The following is a 22,356-nucleotide window of genomic DNA, read 5'->3' as shown; positions in this document are numbered from 1 at the left end:
CTTACTCATATCGTTTGCGCTTCGAAGAAGACGGGATGCCGAGCTGGTCGCGGTACTTCGCCACCGTCCGCCTCGAGACGTCACAGCCCTTTTCTGTCAGCAGGGCCACAAGCTTCTGGTCAGAAAGGGGCTTTCGCTTGTCCTCTTGGTTGACAAGTTCCTGCAGCTCCCTCTTCACTGTACCGGCAGACACCGTTTCTTCAGCTGTGTCCACGGCACGAACAGCAGCCGTAAAAAAGCTCTTCAGTTCAAACACCCCATAAGGCGTCTGCACATACTTCCCCCTGACGGCCCTGCTGATGGTCGATTCATGGGCTCCGACCTCCTCAGCGATCTGCCTCAGCGTCAAAGGCTGGAGATGGCCCGGCCCATGGAGGAAGAATCCCCTCTGCTTCTCCACGATCGCCTTTCCCACCTTCAGCATCGTCTGCTTCCGCTGACGCAGGCTCAGGACGAGCCATTCAAATTCCTGGTTCTTTTCTTTTATATAAGATGCTACATCGCGGTCGGGATGATGACCGAGAAAATCCGTATATTCCTTATTAAAAGTGACCGTGATTGAAGTCCCATCGTACAGGGCGACCGTCACGTCGTCTCCCCAGACTCTTACATTGAGTTCAGGAACAATATAATGAGAGAAATCCTTCGCAAAGACCGCACCCGGCCGTGGATTGCACTGCGTGACGAAATCGGCCGCCGCCTGCACTTCCTTCAGCTCGATGCCCATGGCTTTTGCGATTTCCCTCCACTTCCGGTCCGCAAAGGCCTGGAAATGATCGCTCACGATGGTGAGGACGAAATCAGGCACCTCCCACCGACGGTCCAACTGTAAATGGATGCACTCCTGAAGGGAGCGGGCCCCAATGCCGGCAGGCTCTAACGATTGGATCATACTGATGGTGCTTTCAAGCTCTTCTTCCCCGATTTCATATTTTTTCAAAAAATACCCGGGTTCAATATGGAGATACCCATTGTCATCAAGGCTGAAGATCAATTCTTCCAAACAATCACGTTCAACGCTCGTAAGCGATTTCAAATTCAGTTGTATCAATAGAGCTTCCGACAGGCTTTTCGTTGTATCCGATACAAAGTCCTGCCACTCTGCAAGCTTCCGCTTGGGCGGTTTCAATTGGATCAGGGGGTTCTCCATCGCTTTCGATTCCAGGAAGTCATTCAGCTCCATCGTGGAGTACTGAAGGATCGTGATTGCCTGTGAAAGCTGCTGGGTCATCTGGAGCTTTTGTTGTTGCTGCTGAAAAAGTCCTGCACTCAAATTCATGATATGTACCCTCCCACTTCTCCATTTTACATGAAAACGTCTGATTCGTTAACGGGAATCTCCTGGAAGCGATTTACCTATTGCTATGAAGGCATTTTACTCATTATTCCTTGTGTTGAATCAAGTATGGATCTAAAATGGAAATATCTACTTATCGAAGGGACTGAATGATGCGCAGAGATCAATAGGAAGACTCCATGATGCAATCATTTTATAAAAACGGAGGGATCTATTGATAATGACATTACAAACCAAACGACTGGAATTACATGAAATGACACTGGACGATGCGCCTGCACTCTTTACGTTATGGTCACATCCCGATGTGACGCGATTCATGAACATCGACCGGTTCACAGACGAACAGCAGGCAAGGGATATGATCACCCTGTTGACAGAGCTTGCCGCCGAAAACAAGGCCTTGCGCTTTTCCATTTTTGATCGTGACTCCGGCGAACTCATCGGGTCATGCGGATACAATCACTTTGACCGGGACAATCTGATTACGGAAATCGGCTATGATCTGCTTCCAACCCACTGGGGAAAAGGACTTGGGACCGAAGCCGTCGGCATCTTGACGAAGCATGCCTTCGAAGTATTGGGAATGAATCGGATTGAAGCAAAGGTGGAAGCCGGTAACGACGCATCCTCTGCCCTTCTTGAAAAAGTCGGGTATCACTTTGAAGGGACACTCCGCGAAGGAGAGAAATCAAAGGGACGGTACGTGGACATGAAACTGTACGCGATCCTGCGCTCTGATTGGATACCTGATTAATACTGAATAGGAGGGACATACTAAGGGCAAATGACAGAACGAAGGAGAGTTTATGTTTACACTACTCTTATTATGGTCCATGCTCATCCTGCCCTGGTTTGTCCTTATCCCTTTGAAATCCTATCAAGTGAAACGATTCTTCCCCGCCGGACTATTCGGGGCGCTGCTCCTGACGGTGGTCTTCCAGATGGCTGATGCCTTCGACTGGTGGAAAGTAACCAGGACGATTCCACTGTTCACGAACATCACCTCATTTGTGTACGGACTGTTCCTTGTCGGAACGATTGTGATTTTATACTTTACGTACGGACATTTTTGGCGGTATTTCATCACGAACCTGGTGGTGGATGCGTTTCTCGCGTTTTTGGTGAGTCCGTGGTTTGAGTACCTTGGGATTTATGAACTGCACCGGATCCATCCGCTTGGGGTGTATTGCATCACGACCATTTTGAGCGTGTTGATTTATCTGTATATGAAATGGCAGGATGGCGTGATGGCGAAGTAGGACTTCCTTGTAGGAAGTCCTACTTTTTTTATGAAGTGGTACAAGTAGAGCGTGATAGGGAGAAGAAGCTAAAAAATCGGGATTACCTCAAATTTTACAATATATAACAAATTAATTCCTTTTTATGGTTTTTATTGTTATAATCAATTGTATAGAACCGCAGATCACCGGACTTTGATGGGTCGTATAGGTTAGAGCCTAACTGATCTATGGTGAAAGGAGGATGTACATAAAATGAAAAAGAGAGTGGTCGGTGTCATCGCAGCACTACTGGTTCTCTGTGGTTGCCAGCAAGCTGAACCCTATCAAGACCTGGAGGATGAACCGGTTGCAACCTTATCGGAGGTGGACGTCCCGGACGCCATCTTTACGTCTGATCGTAAGGGCGCGTCCATTACAGAAGAAGAAATAAGGAGCGCCATCATCCTGTACCTGAATAGCAGTGAGGATCTGGATGCGGTCATGGAAGCATTCCAGGAAACCATCTATTCCGAGGAGGAGCTGACTCGCGTGGAGAAGGATAAAGTAAATAAGACCATTTCCTTGATTGAAGAGAATGATCATAATTTCAGCGACTTTATCACATCCAACTCCCTCCCAGCCGATTATGACAAAGGTGCAGACCGCATAAGCCAATATATCACCGACTACAATGACTATATACGTTCCTTAGACAAAGCATTTGATCGCTTTGATAAGGGAGAGATGAAGGTCAGCGACCTGGAAACCATCCTGGGATCAACTGGTACCGTGAACGGCCGGGAACAGAAGAAAATCGAAGACTTCCTGCGTGATAAGGACATTAAGACGCGTGCATTCCAACAATAAAGAGAGAGGCTGGGACAGAAGTGTTCTAGTCATAATAAAACCCGAATTCATTTGCTTGCCATAAGGCAAATGAATTCGGGTTTGAATTTGTTTAATGAACATTGTTTCCAGCGGTTGATTCGAGTGCAAGACGTAGACTTCTGCGGGAAGAGTAGCTGATGTGAGACACCGCAGGCCCGCCGAGGAGGCTCACGGGCTACCCGCGAAAAGCGAAGTCTTGCACGGGAATCATAAGCGGCATAAAGAAGCTATATGAATCGCATTCTTCATGGAATGGTCCCTTTTTGGTTTTGTCATCCTACAAACACAAGTTCCACTTCGGTCCCTTTCCCTTCCTCACTCCGGATGTTGATCTCTCCGAGGTGGAGCTTCATGATGCTCCGGGCAATGTGGAGTCCGAGTCCGGTACCGCCGGTTTCCCTGCTTCTTGCTTTGTCGACCCTGTAGAATCGTTCGAAGATGTTGGTGATCTCTTCCTTGGGGATTCCGATCCCGTAGTCTTTGACGCGGAGGACGGCGAGGTCACCTACCTTCTCGATATAGACATCGATTTTATCACTGCTGTATTTCATGGCGTTATCGAGGAGGATGATGATGACCTGCTTGATCTTCAGTTCATCCGCCGGAATGATCACTCGTGAAGCGTCCGTATGCAGGCTTATCTCGCGATGGTAGACCTCCTGAAGCTGCTTGATGCTGCTCCTTGAGAGGGCCACGAGGTCGATCTGGCTGATTTCAAGGACGTTTTCCTTCTCAAGATCCGCCAGATCGAGGAACGTATCGGTCATCTTCTGGATCCTCGTTGCTTCCGAATGGATGGCCTGGATGGCTTCGTCTGCAATTTCCTTGTTTTCGACCCCATGCCTCCGAAGCAGATTGGCATAGCTCTTGATGACAGTCAGCGGCGTCTTCAGCTCATGGGAAGCGTCAGATACGAACTGGGCTTGCTTCGCCATGTTCCCTTGGATCCTGCTGATCATCCGGTTGAACGTTTGAGCCATCGTTTGCAGCTCATCGTTTTCCCGTTTTTCAATGGAAATGGTCTTCGGCACCCCACTCGTTTCGATTTCTTCCATTGTCTTGATCATATTGGAAATCGGCCGCATGATCGTGTTGGCAAGCCACCTGCCCCCCAGAAGGGAGAAGACGGCGGCGAGGACCGTACAGGCAATGAGGATGCCTTTCAAGGTTTCCTTACGGGCCTCCAACCCTTCCAAGCGCTCGACGATTTCCAGGCTCCGCTCCCCATTTCCGAAGGGCACACGGACGACCAGGACCTGCTCCTCATGACGCTGGTTCTTGATCACATGATTTTTCGCTTCTTTGTTCTCGGCAAACTTCCCTTCGATCTTGGAGGAAAGCATGCTGTCATTCGTCACCTGATGGATCAGTTCATCGCCCGGACCCATGATCCGGATGAAGGAGTGCTCGGTAAGATGCTTCTTCAGAGCCATATCAAGGTCGTTCGTGGTCGGTGCTCCTCCGACTTCCTTCATGATCTCCTTCGCTTTATGGAATTGAACATCTTCTTCCATAGTTACGGTATTCTGAACGAACAGGAAGTACACGACAAAGTTGATGACCACCAGGATGCACAGCATCCAGGCAGTGGTGAGCAGGTTAATCTTGGTTGTGATCTTCATCCGAATTCTCCTTCATGGTGAAGCCGACCCCTCTGACGGTGGTGATCAGCTGCTTCGGGAATCCTTCGTCGACCTTGACCCTAAGATGCCTGATGAACACATCGATTACGTTCGTTTCCCCTTCATACTCATATCCCCATACGTTCAGGATGATGTTTTCCCTGGTCACGACTTTATTTTTATTGACCATCAAGTAGACGAGGAAATCATACTCTTTCGGAGTTAACGTAATGGATGACCCACCCCTGCACACTTCCCTCGTTTCCGTATTGACCACCAGATCCTCCACCGATACGAGCAGCTCATCTTTCACCTCACCCGGGGAATGGTTCCGCAGGCACGCCCTGATCCGCGCGAGCAACTCTTCGATTTCAAATGGCTTGGTCACATAATCGTTCGCTCCCTGATCAAGTCCCGACACCTTGTCAAACGTGGTGTTCCGTGCCGTCAGCAGGATCACCGGCGTATCACGGTCCTCTTTGCGGATGCGTCTCAGCACTTCGAATCCGCTGAGGCCCGGGAGCATCACGTCCAAGAGGATCAGATGGACCCCGGATTGCAGAGCCCGCTCCAGTCCTTTCTTCCCTTCATGCTCCACGGTCACCTCGTAGCCTTCATATTCAAGCTCCATTTTTAAGACACGGGCTATTTGCGTTTCATCTTCGACGACAAGTACATGCGTTTTCACCCTGGCTTCATCCCTTCTTTTCTTACAATCTATATCGTGTTTCGTTATCAACAGGTCCTTCTACCCTATACTGTAGCATGATAAAGGATGAACGCAGTCATTTTCATGGATTTTTAATGAACCCTTCATGTAAACCCAGCATCGCCCCGTCCTCCCATCACCCATACCTTTCACCATATCGAAAAATATGATACTCTCTATTTTAATTGTTTATTAATGTTTTCTTCATCGGGCGTTCAGGTTTCTTTTATATAGTGGCTGTACCCCTCAGAAGTCTGGAGCATGTACACGCGCTCCGACACATCATCATCTATAAAGGAGATCATTTTGAATTACTCACTCTTTAAATCCATCAATCAACATGCCGGGCATCATCCGTTTTGGGATGGTTTGATGGCAGGGGTTACGAACAATGCCCTGTTCATTTTTGCCATCGTCCTTGTACTGATGTGGCTCTTCGGAAAGAACGACATGAAGCGAACGGTGCTCTATGCAGGGATCACGGGTATTGTCGCCTTGATCCTCAATGCCGTCATTGCCAACATTTATTTCGAACCAAGGCCGTTCGTCTCCCATGATGTGAATCTGCTTGTTCCTCATGATGCAGACGCATCGTTCCCGAGTGACCATACGACAGGTGCGATCGCTCTGGCCTTTGCCGTGCTTTACGTGCATCGGAAGCTCGGCTCCGTGATGGTTGCATTCGCCCTTTTGACCGGATTCTCCCGCATCTATGTAGGGAATCATTATCCCTTTGATGTGGCAGGAAGCATCGTTGTCGCAGGTATTGTCAGCCTGGTGATCTACAAGCTGTATCCGATCCTTGATCCACTCGTAAACGGGATCATCCGGATCTATAACCGCATTCCCTTTGTTCCTAAATCAAAGGAATCGGCGCGCACCATCGACTTCAAATAACAAAAGGAAAACATCGGTCCGTTTATACGACCGGTGTTTTCCTTTTTTCATCGTATCAGCCCTTCAGTGCCGTCCACTTGTTCTTCACGAAAGCAAATGCGACGGGTAAGAGGGAAACAGCGACAATGCCAAGTACGAGGACACTGAAGTTATCTTTGATCACCGGGATGTTCCCGAAGAAATAGCCGGCAATCAATGCGATGCTCACCCAAAGGATTCCCCCTATCACATTATAAGAAAGGAATTTCGCGTAGGGCATCTTCCCCACCCCTGCCGTGAAGGGTGCGAACGTCCGGATGATGGGAATGAATCGCGACAGGATGATGGTGGCCGAACCGTGCTTGTCGAAGAAGCGATTGGTCTTGTCCAACGACTCCCTTTTCACGAAAAACAATTTTTCCCGCGCCTCCACCTTGTTCCCGGAGTAATGACCAATGGTGTAGTTCAGCGTATCTCCGGCAATGGCCGCCACACAGAAGATCAGTAAGATCGGCAGCAGGTGAATCGACCCGGATGCTGCAAGGGCCCCGGTCGCGAAAAGCAGGGAGTCCCCCGGAAGGAACGGCAATACCACAAGCCCCGTCTCACAAAAAATGATGGCAAACAAGATGACGTAGATCCATACGCCGTATTCATTCATATACCCTGCTATATGCTGATCAAGATGCAGAAAAACATCGATGATAGTACTCACTCTATTAGCTCCTATCCTGATGGCCTATTACTCTATTCATGATAAACGAAGGACCGGCATTTCACCAATCCATCTGATTCAAGTCTACTGCATCTCATCCACGCGCACGCATGTGTATCCTTTCGCCTTGACTGCAGGAAGCACATCCTTCAGCGCATCGATCGTGATGGCCGGCGCCTCTATATCCGCTCCCGGTGTATCTCCACAATCATGGAGCAGGACAACGTCTCCCCCTTTGATTCCGGACAAGGCACTTCGGATCTTGTCACTACCGCCAGTCGTTTTCCAGTCTTCTGCCGAAATCGACCAGAGGATGATGCGGTAACGGCTATCCTTGATAAAATCGATCAGGTTCAAGATTCCCCAGGGCGGCCGGTAATAGACGGTTCGTTCACCCGTAATCTCTTCGATGATCGCCGCCGTTTTCTCGATTCCTTCCTTCACCTTCCAAGGACTCATGAGCCAATTGGACTTGTGCTCATAATTGTGGATGCCGAGGAGATGGCCTTCCCGGTGCATACGCCTGATGATGTCAGGATTCTTCTCAGCTTTGTTTCCGACCACGAAGAATGTGGCTTTCACCCCGTTCTCTTTCAGAACATCCAGCAGTACCGGCGTATAGGTGGGATCAGGTCCATCATCGAAGGTGAAGGCAATGTCCGTCGGACTCTCCGCCCTTTTCATCACCTTCCACCCCAGTCCACGTGACAATCCGTATGGAATGACGGTGTACAGGACCAGGAGGAAGAAGATACTTGCTATGATATACACCATTGTGTTCCCTCAATTTCATGTTGATTTTTATTCTGTTGATCAGGCTCTTGCAAGTCCGTACACGCCAGCCTGTTCTTCATAGCTTGGAGGCATGTGGACAGTCCCTTCGATGATGCTGTTCATGAATTCAGCAACCTTTTTCGGCCCTTCGGTTTCAATGCCGTTTTGGTAAAGCTGAATGGATGTCTTCCATTGATCCATGGTCTCGCGGTTCATCAAGATGCCAAGGAGTTCTTGTTCAAGGGAGTGATCCTGATTGAGTTTGAACACCAAGCCTTTTTCCGTCAGGTACCGCATATTGATCTCCTCTTGTCCGGGCAAAACCGATTGAACAAAGATCGGCAGCTTTTTATGCAGGGCTTCACTGATCGTGACACCCCCCGGCTTCGTGACGATCGCATCCACCTCATCGTAGAGCTCGTTCATCTCCTCCCTGGAGGAAAGATACGGAAGAGGGTTGATGTGATCCGCGTTCCATGATTGCAGCTCTTCATATAGGGCATGGTTGTTCCCACAGAGAACGTAGAGATCGAACGGCGAACTCTTTTTGAAGGCCTCAAGCTGTTTCATCATACAACCCAGCCCGCTGTTCCCTCCGGCCATTAAGACTTTTGGGCGTGCGCCCGCTGACTTGGAGCCGGTGGTGCCTGTGATCTGATGGTGCACAGGAATCCCTGTCACCATCATCCGCTGCTCTGCGATACGATAGCGTTCACCGTATTCGCGCTTCAATTCCGGAGTCGGAAGAAGGTGATACTCGATTTCCTCCCGACCCCACACGCTGTTGACGAAGAAGTCCGTGTAGGCATTCATCACCGGCGCTTCACATTTCCCCTGCCTCTTCAGCTCGCTGAGAAGGTAGGAAGGGAATCCGTGGGTGCAGACGATCAAGTCCGGCTCTTCTTCCACTAGAAGCTGCTCCATCTTCTTCAGAAAGAAGTAGTGACGGACCTTGAATGATCGGCTCTTTTCTGTTTCTTTATTAAAAAGGGTTTTATACGCAAGATTATAGGTGGCTGGCGCATAACGGATCCAATTCAGATAGCTTTTCGTCACCAGCTTTTCGATATGTGGATTGCTATAGCTCAGCAGATCCACCTTTTTCATTTCTATATCTGCCCGTGTTTCCTTGATGCAATCCATGAGTGCCTCGGCCACTTGATGATGCCCCGAGCGCATTTGCAAGAACGGTAAGAATAGAATTTTCTTCATGTCGATTTCATCTCCTGTCAGCTCTCAACATGTGATTTCAATCTTTAATCTACCATCAAAAATCCGAAATGCGCCCTTCTTCATCAATTTTTAATGTAAAGAAAAGGAGATTTTCAGGAAAAGGAAAACAGCCCGTCATTCCTGAGGGCTGTTCATTCGTTCGGCTTTTTTCTTTTTCACATAATTGATCAGGACGAACAGGAAGAAGATGGCCAAAAACACAAGACCGAGATACGGAACATACGCAGGATTGATATCCACCTTGCTGCCGACAAAAAGACCGGCGAGGATGAACGGGAGCGTCCAGATCAACGCCCCCACCAGGGACAAGAAGAAGAAGCTTCCGAATCCGATGCGGTTGATCCCGGCAAAATACGGGCTGATCTGCCGGATGCCCGGCATGTAATAGCCGAGGAGGATCGTCCGCCGCACATTCTTCATATATTTCTCCTGCACCTTGTCCCATCGTTCCTCAGTGATGCCCACATACTTCCCGTACTTCCGTATGAACGGGCTTCCGATGTATCTTCCCACCACATACGCGGAGAGCATCCCGAAGAAGGCACCGAAGAAGGCTGATAGCGTGGCGGGAACGAAAGAAAGACTGTGCTGGAAGATCAGTACGCCGATCAAGAAAAGCAGCGATTCTTCCGGAGCAGGGATCCCGACGATCCCCAGGAATAAGAAAAGAAAGATGATGGCATATCCGTATAGATCCAAGTAGTGTAAAAGCGTATCGATATTCATAATTCCTCTTTTCCGAGACTTCATGAAGTGTCTGTTGGATGTCATAATACTTCCATTAGTTTGCCTCGTCGGGAGGAGTTTTGCAAGGGGAAATGGGATTCCTTCATGGGAGCACCCTCATCAAATCCCGCACCCCTTCAACAAAGAAGCCCGATTTCTCATAAGGAAATCGAGCATGAAATCAATGGTTCAGTTCAGGCGCAATCTCCTTTTCAGAGGCGTCCATCTCGACACCCAACGGCTTGAAGGCGGAGAGCAACAGCACGATCAAACTGACCACTCCGATCGCCGTCAACGACTTAAGCGGACCATTCCATACAAGACCGTGATCGAAGAAGAACATCTCCCTCAAGCCCTCCACCATGAAACGCATCGGCAGCCAAGGATAGATCCAATCCTGATAGAAAGTCGGGAGCATCTCCGGAGCAAGCGTCAGAAGCGGAAGACCGAAGAACAGCATCAGCCCGAACACCGGCAGTCCTTTCGACCCCAAGATGGCAAGGACCGCCGAGATCATGAGGTAAAAGCTGTACGATGTGATGGCCAGGAAGATCGCCGTATCCATGTAGTCCGGGATATGGATGCCCACGATATCGGAAGCGACCCAGCTTAATCCGAACCCGACGACCAGGGCGATCACCATCCCGACCGCTGCCTGGCCGGCTTTGACCAACAGGCTCTGTTTCCGGGAGGATACCGTTCCCTTCCTGACAAGGAATAAGATCAGGGCGGCGCTCCCAAGACTTGCCATCCACAGCGGTTGGAACAGGGAAACAGGTGAGTTCCCATTGGCACTGTTCTCACCGGGAATATGGACATTGGTCACCTTCTTCTCGATCGGATCGGCAAGGACCTCTGCCTGCTCCATCGACAGGGAGGTGGCACCCTGATTCACCATACCGTCCATGACCTGGGTGCGGATCAATTGATTGAGCTGGTCGACCACCCCATTGAGCATCTGACCGGCCATAGTGGAAGCGGCCGTGTTCATTCCCTGATTCACGACCACTTCCATCTGTGCCGCTTCAGGCTCTGCGGTCTGGAGCGATGCCTGCTTGGCGCTGAAATCCTTCGGGATGACCAGTCCGGCGTAGTAGTCCTGTCGATCCATCCCCTTTTTCATTTCTTCCACGCTAGCCACCTGCACCCATTTCACCGATGTTCCGGACTTTTCACGGATGTTTTCCAAGACTTTCTCTCCAGCATTCATCTTTTCCTGATCCGGGGCCTTAAACCCTTCATCTGCATTGACTACGGCAATGGGCAGATCCTTCGGTGTAGGTTGCACGGTCGGTACTGCTGTAAGGGAAAAGATGAAGATAATCACGAATGCTATCACGGGCGATGCCCATACGATTTTATTTTTGAAAAATTTCATATTGATCAACTCCTTATTATAATGAACATGCTGTTGATTAGTAATCACATTGTTGATTATAATGGAATATGACTTCCGTACAATACTCAATGTCCAACGATGTGTCCCATACTCAACACATCCTCACATACTGTCCAGTAAGGAGCGAAAAAAAATGAAAAATGATCGCAGGCAGATCCGCACCAAGCAGTTGATCCGGGACGCCCTTCTCACCCTCATCCCGGAAAAAAGACTCTCCAAGATCACTGTCAAAGACCTGACCGAACGGGCCGACATCAACCGGGGAACGTTCTATCTTCACTACAAGGACGTCGCAGACCTCACCGATCAGTTGAAAGAAGAAATCTTTGCAGAGCTCCCCCTCCTCACATCGAGGATTGATCCAACAGACATCCGGATCGCAGCCAAACAAAATGAACCTTACGAGCCGATCCAAGCGTTATTGGAATACCTCCTATCCCATAGCGACTTCCTCCGGGTCATGTTGCTGCCTGAAGGAGACCTTCATCTTGCCATGCAGCTCAAGGACTTCATGAAAGAAAACATGCTGAAAAAGTTTGAGCAGTACCTCGGACCCGAAACCGACTCACCCACCGTGCCCGCCGATTATTTCATGGCGTACATCACTTCGGCCAACATCGGTCTCCTGACGCACTGGATGACAAGTGGAAATAATCTTCCCGTCGAAGATATAGCCCTGATGATGACGAAGATCATGAGTCAGGGGCCGTTGGAGGCGATGATGGGTGGAGGGCAATGATCCTCACAGAAAAAGCATTCAGCCATGGTGGCTGAATGCTTTTTCAATAAAATGATAAATGTGTTTATACAGATACCCTCATCAGCATCTTTCCTCCCGATAAAGATCCACCTTACCGCTCCCCAATACCATAGGTTGTCCGCCCTTTCTATCCATCGCATGAACAACATTTTATAACCATCGCTCAAGTATTCAGTGAGATCTGGATGGCATGTATCCCCTTACCCATCCTGAGTAATTCAAACGGATCTGAGACTGAAGAATGTTAGTCCATCTCCTTTATCTTCAAAACCGTACTCGACCCAAACATTATCCCAGAAAAACTTTTATCTATTAAAACGATTACATTCACAAAAAGGGTTTTAACCCAATATGAACGTGGAATGGTAAATACTGTACTTATTCAACGTGAAGAAAAACAAGGAGGAATCAGCAATGAGCGAACTGGACAAACAAACCTTTTTATCAAACGGAATCACTCCACAGACACAATCCAAACAGCCTGGAGTCGAAAAAGAAATGGATCCGACACCGATCTATGAACTGGAAAGCCATGTGGGCTCAGGAAAGCTGAAAGGCAAGGTGGCCCTCATCACAGGGGGAGACAGCGGAATCGGGAAAGCCGTGGCGATCGGCTATGCAAAAGAAGGCGCCGATATTGCCATTTCATACTTAGATGAACATGAGGATGCCGAACAGACGAAGAAACGCATCGAGGAAGAAGGCGTCAAATGCACCCTTCACCCTGGGGATGTAGTGGATGAAGATTTCTGCTTCAGTGTTGTTGAAGACGTCATCAAAGAGCACGGGAAATTAAATATCCTCGTGAACAACGCAGCACGTCAGGAAGTGAAGAACAGCGTCACGGAAATCAGCGCAGAGCAGTTGAAGCACACGTTTGACGTGAACTTCTTCTCCATGGTGTACTTCACGAAAGCAGCCATCCCTCATCTGACTGGCGGTGACAGCCTGATCTACACTGCTTCCATCAACCCATACACAGGAAACAAAGCACTGATCGATTACACATCCACCAAAGGCGCCATCGTGGCATTCGCCCGTTCCGTTGCACAGGAACTCGCCGAAAAAGCCATCCGCGTGAACGGTGTGGCACCAGGTCCGATCTGGACGCCGCTTATCCCAGCAACCATGACCACCGAACTACAGGAATCCTTCGGTGTATCGACTCCACTCGGCCGTCCTGGACAGCCCGCAGACCTTGTAGAGCCATACATCCTGCTCGCTTCAGAAGGATCCGCCTATATGACCGGCCAGTTCATCCACGTGAACGGCGGAGGCTACATGTCTTCTTAAGGATGAATGAAAAAACTGCAGAAAAGGTCGCTTTTCTGCAGTTTTTTAGTATAGAAGAAAATTAAGACGAAGGAGGAGCAACACGATGAAGACACCCGGTCCTTCCACCGATTTTCAGAATAAAGAAGAGCTGAAGAAGCATGTATTCAAGACGCTTGATTTTTATTACCCCGCCTGCATCGATCACGAAAAAGGCGGCTATATCAACGGCTTCCTGGACGACGGCCTCATCACCGACACCACCACCAAGCACCTCGTTGCCACCAGCCGGTATATCTATACTTTCAGCATCGGTGCCATCCTTGGAGGAGAAGACGACTATCTTGAAGCAGCCCGTCACGGTATCCGGTTCTTGAATGAGCACCACCGGGATCATCAGCACAACGGCTATTTCTTTGAAATGAATGGCACCGAGGTCGAGAACCCTGCCAAGATGGCCTATGGCCACGCCTTCGTGCTGCTCGCATCGTCCATCGCTTACAAAGCCGGTATCGAGGAAGCAAAAGACGTGATGGAAAATGTATATGATGTGCTCGAAACCCACTTCTGGGATGAGGATCACGGACTGTATCGGGATGAGTGGAATGCGGATTGGACGAGTCTTTCCCCCTACAGAGGGCAAAACCCCAATATGCATCTGTGCGAAGCGATGCTATCATCCTACGAGGCAACGGGAAATGAGGTGTATCTTAGAACGGCCTATACTCTCGCGAAAATGGTCACCATCGATCTTGCCGAGCGCTCAGGAGGACTTGTGTGGGAAAACTACACTCCTGAATGGGAGCCGGATTACATGTACAATAAAGGCGATACCAAAGATGAATTCCGCCCGTACGGCTTCATCCCCGGCCACCAGTTCGAGTGGGCAAAGCTTCTCATGTGGCTCGACCGTCACCGCTCTGAACCGTGGATGCTCGAGAAGGCAGAGGATCTCTATGAAAGAGCCTGGGAGCTTGCATGGGACAATGAATACGGCGGTCTCTTCTTTGCCGTTTCTCCGGAGCTTGACGTAATCGACCACGACAAAAACTACTGGGTGATGTCAGAAGCCATTGCCGCCTCTTCCCTTCTTGCTGCCAAGACGGAAAGTCAGACATACTTGGAGAAGTATCAACAGCTATTCTCGTATTCTGCTGACAATCTCATGGATCATGAGCACGGAGGCTGGTATAAGCTCCTTGACCGGGAGAATGAGAAATACAGCCAAGAGAAAAGTTCGCCTCCCAAGACGGATTATCATCCCGTGGCGGCTTGTTATCAGGCGATCATTGCGCTGGATGACCCAAGTTAATGAATACGTAAAGAAACAACAATGCCCCCTTGAAAACAAGGGGGACTATTTTTAATAGTAAATATCCTCAAGCATACGTTTAATCGTGGGAGCTGTTTTAAGCGAAGAAGGAAAGTCGATGTTCAGAGAATTGGCGAGCATGGCCATTTCTGCAGTGATACCGGTCACAAGCAGTTCGGTCCCCATTACGTTCATAAGGCTTTCCAATCTGAAGATTCCTTCAAGGTCATCAGACGAAGGGTAGGTCAAACCCGACACATCAATAATCAATTTCTCGATATGATGGTCCGATACATGTTGAGAGGCCCCCTCGTATACGACCTCAAATCGATGTTCATTCATCGTCCCGACAAGAGGAAGAGCTGCAATATCACCGATTAAAGGGACAATGGGACAAGAAAGTTGCTCAATTTCTGACAGGGCCTTTTTATAGTTTTCCTCCGCCCTCTTTCTCGCGGTCACATCCCGCTGCACTCCTACAAAATAGTATTTATCTTCCTCTTCAATATATAAGGGATCCACCGACAGGCTATTCCAAAACGGCGTGCCATCTTTCTTGTAGTTCAGGACTTCAATGAAGACGGATTCTTTATCCTTGATGGCCACACGAAGCTTATCAATCTCATTCTGATCGGTCTCATTTCCTTGAAGGAAGCGACAATTCCGCCCCATCACTTCCTCCATGGAATACCCCGTCATCGCGGCAAAGCTTTTGTTCGCAAAAACGATGGGGTTATCAGGTAGAACGGGATCGGTGATCAACACACCCGCCCCTGTATAGTTCAAGGCTTTTAATAATATATGTTCACTCAGGTTAATAGACACTTTTCCCCCTAATGATTGGTTTGACATGGGTAACTTATTGATCCAATTATATCTACCAATTAGTATAATATAGTTGGAAAGGTGTCTACAAATTGTAATGTTTTACAGTAAATGTATCAATCTAGTCTACTTGGTGAGTGCCTTCCTTTCAGTACAGCAACAGGACCGCTTATTTTTCTGCACATATGGCTACCGTCTGATATCCCCTTGATCTCGGTCCTGTTTTCAACAGTACATTTTTTAACCCACTTTCCTTTATAAGAGGAAGGAGCTGTTCGTCTATCATCTTATTGACTCCACCCCATGATACTTCACTTGCTCCATTACATAAAGTAATAACGATTGTACCTCCTGGTTTTAGAACTCTATACATTTCCCGAATTGTTCGAGGCAACTCCCCCCAAAAATATACTGAATGTATACTCATGACCTTTGTGAAAAGTTGGTCTTCGAAAGGAAGATCCCTTACATCTCCGTGCACCAGTTTAACCTTTCCCCTTTTTATCGCATCCTTATTTCTCCTTTTAGCTGAACCGATTATCGACTTGGATAAATCCATTCCCACTACTTCTTCAACAGCAGATTTCTTGGCTAAAAGCTTCAATGCGTATCCAGCTCCACATCCTAATTCCAGAACGGACTCTTCCTCATTCAGGTTCAATAAATCAAGTGTCCATCGTGTTTCAGGTTCATGTTGCACGACCATTTTTTCACCAATATACTTCCCCAGAAGACCCGATGGCCGTTGGTATTGTCCCTCTAGGATTGTTTTTAACCGATTTAAGAATTTCATTCCTTCACCTCTGCAGACATTTTGTCTTCCAAAAAAATTATAAGCCAGCAGATTTATTAAACAATATAATAGAAGCTATAGATGCTATTGATTTTTTTTATAGTAATTGGAGGTTACGTTTGTGGATATCAATCAATTAGAGGCATTTGTTCATGTAGTAAGGCTCGGAAGTTATAGTAAGGCGGCCAGGCATCTCAACCTATCCCAACCTACGATCAGTATAAGAGTACAAGGAATTGAAAAAATGATAGGGGGCAGTCTCTTTCAGCGGGCAGGCAAAGGGGTGGCACTTACTGACATCGGGAAAGGATTCCTTCCATATGCATTGCAGATGATTGACGTTCTCTCCCGAGGGGTGGACAGAGTCAAATCAATTCAAGAAGGCAAGGTTGGACATGTGACGATAGGTACATTACCCACCTTCACTTCAGGCGCTTTTAGTTCGATCATTTCACAATTACATCGAAGTTCTGCCGATATTCAAGTAGAAATCCACACAGGACATAATGAACAACTCATTGAAATGCTTTTTGATGGATTCATTAAGATTGGTTTAATTACATATCCATACTTTAATTCGGAGATAAGGCACCATGCAGTACTGAAAGAACCACTCATTCTGGTAGCTCATCGTGATCACCCCATCGCTGTTACTCATGATCGTACTGTATCTGAATTAGTAAAGGTATGCTCCCCTTATATAATTGTTGACTGGAGCGAGGAAAGTAAACATTGGCAAAAATCGATGATTACCCCCGGACTTGATTATCTCGAACTTCCACCCAGCACGGCACTTGATTTTGTATTATCCAACAACGGGATCACATTGGTTACAGAATCAATGGTTCAAGATTTATTAGATAATAATACACTAGTAAAACTTAACCCTGTTGATTTCCCACAGATGTATCGTCAGATAGCCTTGGTGAGTTTGGATAGCGAAGATTTGTTGTCTCCTGCTGTGAGGACTTTTATTGATCTTTTTAGAGTACGGTCGGATGGTTGAGGGAGAGGTGTAAATACCAGCTTTCTCATAAATCCATCCTATTTCGACTCATGGGTTGAATCCAAACAACTATTCTTATAGAAATTCTGCTCAGGTAAAGCTACCGGATAACGGTGAGTGGCTTTACGTATTTAATACTTCTGTAGTCGCTGCTTTTCTTCTAGCATGCTTACCTCCCATTGCGTGGTATAAACATTTGAAAAGCACCCAAAACAGGAAAAATAAAAAAGACCCTGTGCCTGCTGATAATCTCAACAAACACAAGGTCTCTGGTACGCCCTCGGAGGGAATCGAACCCCCATTTTAAGAACCGGAATCTTACGTGCTATCCGTTGCACCAATTTCGGACTTCGGTCTTTGACAAAGTTATTATACCGAGGGATTTCAGATGTTTTAGTTTGTTTGAGCATTTTCAGTGCGTGTTATACCTACAACTAACGATACTAAACCTACCTGGTATTAACAAGTATATATATCATAGGTATTAAAGATGTGTGAATAGATTTTGTTCTTCTTGAATATTTCTTTTGGTTCTTTCATTTATTTTAGTGATAAAAGCAATTTAGATACACCATTGTGCTAAAGTACTAAAGTCATAAATTCAATAAAGTGAAACCCTCTATTTATGATGGTAATAAATGATACCAACAAAATAAGACCTAACTCATTTTAAGAATAGGTCTTATTTTATAAATTTTAGACTTTCACCAACATGTTACCAACAAGTTCTAAATGATGTTTAATTGAATAACGTTTCAGCATACCTAGACCAGGATAGTTCCCATTTTTATAACAGTCTAATAATTCATTTATTCCTTTGGTATTAATTAATGCTGTTTCATTTTGGTTATACCAATTTACGAATTTATAAAGGGCTTCACCGAACTTCCCCGCTTGGTCTGCCCGATTTTCATTTGAATCTGAGACAAAATGCCTCACCCATAAATTTTTTGCATCATCTGGATAGAGAATATGAAAAGCAACAGCTTTAGCACCAAATCCGCTTTCAGTATATTCTTCCCCTACGATAGAATAATCAGAAAAACCCAAAAATCCTTCTTGTTCAAAGTCTAGATGGTCTGAAGAAAACCATTCAACCTGATGATTCAAATATTCAGCGTTAGGTGAACGTTTAATAAAAGAATCTCTTAGAAGGACTCCGTTATTATTTGCAAATCGTCTCTTGAGGGGTTTGATGTCAGCTATAAAATTATACTTTGCTTCATGTTCAGCAAACATTACTTCATAGGCATCTAAATATCTTAAATCACTGTGAAAAACAGCTGTCTCCTCCAGAGTTCTATTACATCTGTTAACAAGTTGTGGCAATTCCTCTAAAGCCGCATTCGAGTTCAAATAATAACCAATAGTTGCATTCCTGTGTCCCATAAGTTCTAGAATTTCTTCCATTAGTTCTTCATTGTCATTTAAATCGTCCACAAATGTCCCCACACTAGGGTTCATTATCATAATCAATTTACGATTATCATCAAGTAAACCTTTTAATGTACTTACCAACTGTGTGGAATATTTAACTGGTTCGATAACTGGTAATATTTCACCTGACAAAACATTTGAATCTTTCAAATCCCTTAATGCAAATAACTCGTGCTGTTTACCTCGTAAAAACGGAAAATACATTTAAATGCCCCCTTGTAGATTGTTTAAGAGCCTTTCAAATTTTTCACGATTTAAATGTGATTGATAAACTAGCCACCTTAATTCCAAAGGCACTCTCTTCAAATATTCTACATCATTTCCATTTATCCTCCTTAAAACCTCATTAAATACTAATTTTTGGGATTTTTCTAACCCTAATTGTTTATACATGTCTAAGTAAGTCGAATATCTAAAGATAGGTTTTACATCTGGAACTTCCTTAAATTGATTTTCAATTAAGTCCTCATACTCTTCCTTCCTTAATAACCTGAAAAGATTTTCATGTTTTAATTTACTGAAGTCATCTTTTGCAAATTTTCTAATACTAATAGTGTTTCTTTTGGTTAATACCATAATTCCTACATTTGTATTTTTAACTAAGCGGTAAACTTGATAATAGTAGTTCTCCGAAGTTAGCACATACACTAAAGAAAAGACTTTATAATAATCTTCAATTTGATATATCAATTTGTCTAATGTGTCTAAGTCGGTTTTAATCTCTACAACAAAAGATTTTTTCTTATTAATTATTGCAAAATCTGCCTTTGAATTATCAATCTCAAATTCACTTAAAGCCACTGTTGTATTTAAACTATACGTCCCTAAAACATACTTATTGAAAAGGGTATTTTTGTAGAAAAACTCATTCCTATAAGAAGATTCCATTTCTTTATATAAGCTTTTGGAGTTAACTAATTGATTGGATATTTTCTCATCGATATCTTTTTCAATTAGCTTTGTAATAGTTTTTTTATTAAACCAATCATTAAACTTTGCACTTTCCATTTAACCACTCTTTTCTTTCATGTAATTAATAGGTATTTTTTCTCAGGTAAATAGTACCACATCAATACAAAAAGAACAGCGCCTAAACACCACTCTCAAAACTTTATGAATTGTGATGAGCTTTAATAGAATTAACGTATATACCACAAATTGAATCCATTGGAGAAGTCTCGTATGGAGAAAATCGTAGAAAATCATGGTGTGGACAAGTGGCAACCTAAGTTGGAATCACTTAAAAAGTACCTTAATAACGTGTTATTGTACCCCCTATCGTCATCATAAGGAAAGAGACCCCTTGAGAAGTCTCTTTAGCATAATTTTTGATAGCCTTTAATTAGCTTGTCTAATGTTGGTCTAGAAATAACTAGTGCATTTGCCAATTGAGACTTTGAAACCTCTCGATTCATGTATTTATTATAGCGCCTATTGAGTCTGGTATATCTACTTCTCTTCGTCCTTTGAACTTCCCTTTAGCTTTAAATATCGCATTGCATTCACATTGTCAAGCTTATTTTCACGCTCAAAATTGTTAAAAGCACTAATCATCTTTAACATTAGTCTGCCTGTTCCTGTTGAAGTGACGATATTCTCTTTTATTGATAATAGTTAAACTCCTTCTGACTCTAATAGTTCGACTAGTTCTAACATGTCTTTTAGAGCGTGCTAATCTTGAGAAAGTCTGCAACATAGTTAGTAAGTACATTAGGAAATGATTGCAATATTTATAGTGTTATAGCTAATTCACCCACTTACCATGAATCATAAGCTAATAATAAATGCTAATGCTCTTAACTGTCTTTTCAATGCAACTTAGAGATATCAATAGCAGGAAAAGTTAAACTCTCCTGAATTCTTTTCAGTAATTCATCAATTTGCTCTTTTATTTCAAATTGATGATACTCAAATGCATAGTCAAATTTCGTAGGCTCAGTCTTATATGGGTTAATCCTATAGTTAACCTCTGATAGTTTTTTACTAATTATTTTAGGATTACGCGAAGTTAAGTCTTCAAGTAGTGCATCGTAATTACTAAGGACATAGTTAATCATTTTTATTTGTTGAGAATATTTATTTGTCAAATAAACCTCTAGTGTTTGCTGTTGTTCTTCCAGAAAACTCAATTTCTGTATTTCTTCTTTATCATACAATTTTAGAATTATTCTATGATTGAGGATAGTGCTACCTTCCATGCGTATAATTTCTTCACCGAAACTTTGGAGTTTATTTGCATATTTTTTATATTTAGAGAAAAACTCCTCTTCAGATAAGTTAAACACATCATCTTTAATGTCTTCCTTATTAGCCTTCATAAAGGACCACATATAACTTGAAAAATCTTCTCCATAGTTTTTAACAGCAAATTCTTTTTTACGCCTTGCTCTAACTTGAAGTTCATCGTTCCATTTTTGTTCTTTTTCTTTCTCAAATTGTCTTAGTTTTGCTTTAAACTTTGTGGATACCCCATCAGCAACATTTTTAAAAGTTAATGCAGCAAAGTTAAATTCATTGCTATATAAAAATTTAATATCGCTTAATTTACTAGAATGGTCATGCGGAGAATGGAACTTATACTCTTGCGGAGGGAATTTCCTCCCATGCTTATCTTCTCCTCTAATATCTTCGTATCGAAATGAAAAATCTATAGTAATTTCAGAAGTATCGAGTTTTAGAAAATAACAAAATCCTGTTGTACTAAAAATTGTTTCCGAAGGGTCTTTACGACGTCTTGCTTTTTGTATGTATGGGTCTTTTGAATTGGAAAATAATAAAAATTTATCAGCGTCTAGAATCCAAAAATCATGTATATTTGCCGCTCTATAAAGATTATGTCTTTGTTCCCAATCTTTAGAAGACAATGAGCTATGTTGAAATTCAAAAGCCCACCTCATACCTTTTGCTTTTCCATTCATATGAGTAACTAAAATATCAGCAATTTGGTGTGTTTCTGGAATATACACTTCTAATTCTACTATTGCATCTTTAAAACGGGAGCTAAGCCACTTAAACAGTATTTCTTTGCCTTGCAAATGCTGCTTTGTCTCCTTTTCATAATTTGTAACAACACATTCAGCATCTGGTAGGTGTGAAAAATACGCTCCTTTTATTGGACCATTATTAAACCTTACCCCTTTTAAACAGTTAGGACATAATAAAGACCCTTTCCTCGATAATTTTCTTGTAGTTTCATCTTCGCATTCTGATGCAAATAGTACAACTTGCTCACTGGTAATACATCGTATCATTTGGCATTCACTCCAATAGTATTTCAAATTGAATTAATTCTTCTATTATTTTAATAAAGAAAATCAACGATATTACTTGATTAATAGAAAAAACTTTATATTTGCATCATATATTTATGGTACTTGTTGGGAGATTATACATCAATATATTTCTAATTTATATTGCAAGTTAATTCGTTAATCGAATGAGTTTGTAAAAATCATAACGTGTGGATAATCCTGCCTATCCCGTTTCCAA

General features: G+C 44.6%; 22 protein-coding genes. 8 read left to right on the top strand and 14 right to left on the bottom strand.

Annotation, left to right across the window (positions count from 1 at the left end):
• Window position 1 precedes the first annotated feature (1 nt).
• Window positions 2-1,279, bottom strand: coding sequence for an RNA polymerase factor sigma-54 (gene rpoN / locus ACNA6I_RS17685; protein WP_048006742.1), 1,278 nt, complete (start codon window positions 1,277-1,279; stop codon window positions 2-4).
• Window positions 1,280-1,517: 238 nt separating this feature from the next.
• Between rpoN and ACNA6I_RS17680 the strand changes: the two genes are divergently transcribed.
• The 3 genes from ACNA6I_RS17680 to ACNA6I_RS17670 all read left to right on the top strand — a co-directional run bounded on the left by ACNA6I_RS17680 (window position 1,518) and on the right by ACNA6I_RS17670 (window position 3,387).
• On the top strand, window positions 1,518-2,054 hold the full coding sequence (locus ACNA6I_RS17680) for a GNAT family protein (RefSeq protein ID WP_331458305.1): 537 nt from the start codon (window positions 1,518-1,520) through the stop codon (window positions 2,052-2,054).
• Window positions 2,055-2,106: 52 nt separating this feature from the next.
• Window positions 2,107-2,559 (top strand): hypothetical protein, encoded by a 453-nt coding sequence (locus tag ACNA6I_RS17675; RefSeq protein WP_063190487.1) that lies wholly within the window; start codon window positions 2,107-2,109, stop codon window positions 2,557-2,559.
• 234 nt (window positions 2,560-2,793) lie between these two features.
• A complete protein-coding gene (locus ACNA6I_RS17670; RefSeq protein ID WP_252265100.1) occupies window positions 2,794-3,387 on the top strand; it encodes an NDxxF motif lipoprotein in 594 nt (197 codons plus the stop codon).
• Window positions 3,388-3,680: 293 nt separating this feature from the next.
• Here ACNA6I_RS17670 and ACNA6I_RS17665 read toward each other — a convergent pair whose 3' ends face one another.
• Both ACNA6I_RS17665 and ACNA6I_RS17660 read right to left on the bottom strand, forming a co-directional pair.
• The gene (locus tag ACNA6I_RS17665) at window positions 3,681-5,030 is read right to left on the bottom strand and encodes a sensor histidine kinase (protein ID WP_048006736.1); all 1,350 of its coding nucleotides are present in this window, start codon (window positions 5,028-5,030) and stop codon (window positions 3,681-3,683) included.
• Window positions 5,008-5,718 carry a response regulator transcription factor gene (locus tag ACNA6I_RS17660; protein WP_082139372.1) on the bottom strand — a complete coding sequence of 237 codons (711 nt, stop codon included), beginning with the start codon at window positions 5,716-5,718 and terminating at the stop codon, window positions 5,008-5,010. The genes ACNA6I_RS17665 and ACNA6I_RS17660 overlap by 23 nt, the downstream gene beginning before the upstream one ends.
• Before the next feature lie 327 nt (window positions 5,719-6,045).
• Here ACNA6I_RS17660 and ACNA6I_RS17655 point away from each other — a divergent pair, with 327 nt between their 5' ends.
• Window positions 6,046-6,636, top strand: a complete 591-nt coding sequence (locus ACNA6I_RS17655) for an undecaprenyl-diphosphatase (protein ID WP_416313886.1) — start codon at window positions 6,046-6,048, stop codon at window positions 6,634-6,636.
• A gap of 55 nt (window positions 6,637-6,691) precedes the next feature.
• On the opposite strand, the gene ACNA6I_RS17650 is transcribed toward ACNA6I_RS17655, so the two are convergent.
• From ACNA6I_RS17650 to ACNA6I_RS17630, 5 genes are all read right to left on the bottom strand, one after another.
• Entirely contained in the window at window positions 6,692-7,330 is a 639-nt protein-coding gene (locus tag ACNA6I_RS17650; protein ID WP_416313885.1) for a DedA family protein, read from the bottom strand.
• Window positions 7,331-7,414: 84 nt separating this feature from the next.
• Entirely contained in the window at window positions 7,415-8,104 is a 690-nt protein-coding gene (locus ACNA6I_RS17645; protein ID WP_048006733.1) for a polysaccharide deacetylase family protein, read from the bottom strand.
• Window positions 8,105-8,143: 39 nt separating this feature from the next.
• Entirely contained in the window at window positions 8,144-9,316 is a 1,173-nt protein-coding gene (locus ACNA6I_RS17640; protein ID WP_048006732.1) for an MGDG synthase family glycosyltransferase, read from the bottom strand.
• Between the two features lie 135 nt (window positions 9,317-9,451).
• Window positions 9,452-10,063 carry a DedA family protein gene (locus ACNA6I_RS17635; protein WP_416313884.1) on the bottom strand — a complete coding sequence of 204 codons (612 nt, stop codon included), beginning with the start codon at window positions 10,061-10,063 and terminating at the stop codon, window positions 9,452-9,454.
• Between the two features lie 181 nt (window positions 10,064-10,244).
• The gene (locus ACNA6I_RS17630) at window positions 10,245-11,441 is read right to left on the bottom strand and encodes a YhgE/Pip domain-containing protein (protein WP_416313883.1); all 1,197 of its coding nucleotides are present in this window, start codon (window positions 11,439-11,441) and stop codon (window positions 10,245-10,247) included.
• 154 nt (window positions 11,442-11,595) lie between these two features.
• Between ACNA6I_RS17630 and ACNA6I_RS17625 the strand changes: the two genes are divergently transcribed.
• The 3 genes from ACNA6I_RS17625 to ACNA6I_RS17615 all read left to right on the top strand — a co-directional run bounded on the left by ACNA6I_RS17625 (window position 11,596) and on the right by ACNA6I_RS17615 (window position 14,806).
• A complete protein-coding gene (locus tag ACNA6I_RS17625; RefSeq protein WP_053429157.1) occupies window positions 11,596-12,201 on the top strand; it encodes a TetR/AcrR family transcriptional regulator in 606 nt (201 codons plus the stop codon).
• Between the two features lie 435 nt (window positions 12,202-12,636).
• Window positions 12,637-13,515: an SDR family oxidoreductase gene (locus tag ACNA6I_RS17620; RefSeq protein WP_053429156.1), complete on the top strand. Its 879-nt coding sequence runs from the start codon at window positions 12,637-12,639 to the stop codon at window positions 13,513-13,515.
• 85 nt (window positions 13,516-13,600) lie between these two features.
• The gene (locus tag ACNA6I_RS17615) at window positions 13,601-14,806 is read left to right on the top strand and encodes an AGE family epimerase/isomerase (RefSeq protein ID WP_416313882.1); all 1,206 of its coding nucleotides are present in this window, start codon (window positions 13,601-13,603) and stop codon (window positions 14,804-14,806) included.
• Between the two features lie 51 nt (window positions 14,807-14,857).
• On the opposite strand, the gene ACNA6I_RS17610 is transcribed toward ACNA6I_RS17615, so the two are convergent.
• Together ACNA6I_RS17610 and ACNA6I_RS17605 are read right to left on the bottom strand one after the other, a co-directional pair.
• Entirely contained in the window at window positions 14,858-15,631 is a 774-nt protein-coding gene (locus tag ACNA6I_RS17610; protein WP_053429154.1) for a PAS domain-containing protein, read from the bottom strand.
• A 169-nt stretch (window positions 15,632-15,800) separates the two neighbouring features.
• On the bottom strand, window positions 15,801-16,424 hold the full coding sequence (locus ACNA6I_RS17605; RefSeq protein WP_053429153.1) for a class I SAM-dependent methyltransferase: 624 nt from the start codon (window positions 16,422-16,424) through the stop codon (window positions 15,801-15,803).
• 121 nt (window positions 16,425-16,545) lie between these two features.
• Here ACNA6I_RS17605 and ACNA6I_RS17600 point away from each other — a divergent pair, with 121 nt between their 5' ends.
• Window positions 16,546-17,430 carry a LysR family transcriptional regulator gene (locus tag ACNA6I_RS17600; protein ID WP_367080491.1) on the top strand — a complete coding sequence of 295 codons (885 nt, stop codon included), beginning with the start codon at window positions 16,546-16,548 and terminating at the stop codon, window positions 17,428-17,430.
• 696 nt (window positions 17,431-18,126) lie between these two features.
• Here ACNA6I_RS17600 and ACNA6I_RS17595 read toward each other — a convergent pair.
• From ACNA6I_RS17595 to ACNA6I_RS17580, 4 genes are all read right to left on the bottom strand, one after another.
• Entirely contained in the window at window positions 18,127-19,071 is a 945-nt protein-coding gene (locus tag ACNA6I_RS17595; protein ID WP_416313881.1) for a sce7725 family protein, read from the bottom strand.
• Complete coding sequence (locus tag ACNA6I_RS17590; protein WP_416313880.1) at window positions 19,072-19,875, bottom strand: sce7726 family protein; 804 nt, start codon at window positions 19,873-19,875, stop codon at window positions 19,072-19,074.
• A gap of 441 nt (window positions 19,876-20,316) precedes the next feature.
• A complete protein-coding gene (locus ACNA6I_RS17585; RefSeq protein WP_416313973.1) occupies window positions 20,317-20,421 on the bottom strand; it encodes a hypothetical protein in 105 nt (34 codons plus the stop codon).
• A gap of 254 nt (window positions 20,422-20,675) precedes the next feature.
• On the bottom strand, window positions 20,676-22,118 hold the full coding sequence (locus ACNA6I_RS17580; RefSeq protein WP_416313879.1) for a competence protein CoiA: 1,443 nt from the start codon (window positions 22,116-22,118) through the stop codon (window positions 20,676-20,678).
• Window positions 22,119-22,356 lie beyond the last annotated feature (238 nt).

The sequence above is a fragment of the Rossellomorea sp. FS2 genome (assembly GCF_047915635.1).
In the GTDB taxonomy this organism is placed as follows: domain Bacteria; phylum Bacillota; class Bacilli; order Bacillales; family Bacillaceae_B; genus Rossellomorea; species Rossellomorea marisflavi_A.
Note: the sequence above shows the minus strand (reverse complement) of the source record. Positions and strands in the feature narration are given on the sequence as shown.

What these genes read in the sequence shown, in the direction of transcription:
- rpoN (WP_048006742.1), bottom strand. Translation starts at nt 1,279, where the DNA reads ATGAATTTGAGTGCAGGACTTTTTCAGCAGCAACAACAAAAGCTCCAG.
- ACNA6I_RS17680 (WP_331458305.1), top strand. Translation starts at nt 1,518, where the DNA reads ATGACATTACAAACCAAACGACTGGAATTACATGAAATGACACTGGAC.
- ACNA6I_RS17675 (WP_063190487.1), top strand. Translation starts at nt 2,107, where the DNA reads ATGTTTACACTACTCTTATTATGGTCCATGCTCATCCTGCCCTGGTTT.
- ACNA6I_RS17670 (WP_252265100.1), top strand. Translation starts at nt 2,794, where the DNA reads ATGAAAAAGAGAGTGGTCGGTGTCATCGCAGCACTACTGGTTCTCTGT.
- ACNA6I_RS17665 (WP_048006736.1), bottom strand. Translation starts at nt 5,030, where the DNA reads ATGAAGATCACAACCAAGATTAACCTGCTCACCACTGCCTGGATGCTG.
- ACNA6I_RS17645 (WP_048006733.1), bottom strand. Translation starts at nt 8,104, where the DNA reads ATGGTGTATATCATAGCAAGTATCTTCTTCCTCCTGGTCCTGTACACC.
- ACNA6I_RS17640 (WP_048006732.1), bottom strand. Translation starts at nt 9,316, where the DNA reads ATGAAGAAAATTCTATTCTTACCGTTCTTGCAAATGCGCTCGGGGCAT.
- ACNA6I_RS17635 (WP_416313884.1), bottom strand. Translation starts at nt 10,063, where the DNA reads ATGAATATCGATACGCTTTTACACTACTTGGATCTATACGGATATGCC.
- ACNA6I_RS17630 (WP_416313883.1), bottom strand. Translation starts at nt 11,441, where the DNA reads ATGAAATTTTTCAAAAATAAAATCGTATGGGCATCGCCCGTGATAGCA.
- ACNA6I_RS17625 (WP_053429157.1), top strand. Translation starts at nt 11,596, where the DNA reads ATGAAAAATGATCGCAGGCAGATCCGCACCAAGCAGTTGATCCGGGAC.
- ACNA6I_RS17620 (WP_053429156.1), top strand. Translation starts at nt 12,637, where the DNA reads ATGAGCGAACTGGACAAACAAACCTTTTTATCAAACGGAATCACTCCA.
- ACNA6I_RS17615 (WP_416313882.1), top strand. Translation starts at nt 13,601, where the DNA reads ATGAAGACACCCGGTCCTTCCACCGATTTTCAGAATAAAGAAGAGCTG.
- ACNA6I_RS17605 (WP_053429153.1), bottom strand. Translation starts at nt 16,424, where the DNA reads ATGAAATTCTTAAATCGGTTAAAAACAATCCTAGAGGGACAATACCAA.
- ACNA6I_RS17595 (WP_416313881.1), bottom strand. Translation starts at nt 19,071, where the DNA reads ATGTATTTTCCGTTTTTACGAGGTAAACAGCACGAGTTATTTGCATTA.
- ACNA6I_RS17590 (WP_416313880.1), bottom strand. Translation starts at nt 19,875, where the DNA reads ATGGAAAGTGCAAAGTTTAATGATTGGTTTAATAAAAAAACTATTACA.
- ACNA6I_RS17585 (WP_416313973.1), bottom strand. Translation starts at nt 20,421, where the DNA reads ATGATTAGTGCTTTTAACAATTTTGAGCGTGAAAATAAGCTTGACAAT.
- ACNA6I_RS17580 (WP_416313879.1), bottom strand. Translation starts at nt 22,118, where the DNA reads ATGATACGATGTATTACCAGTGAGCAAGTTGTACTATTTGCATCAGAA.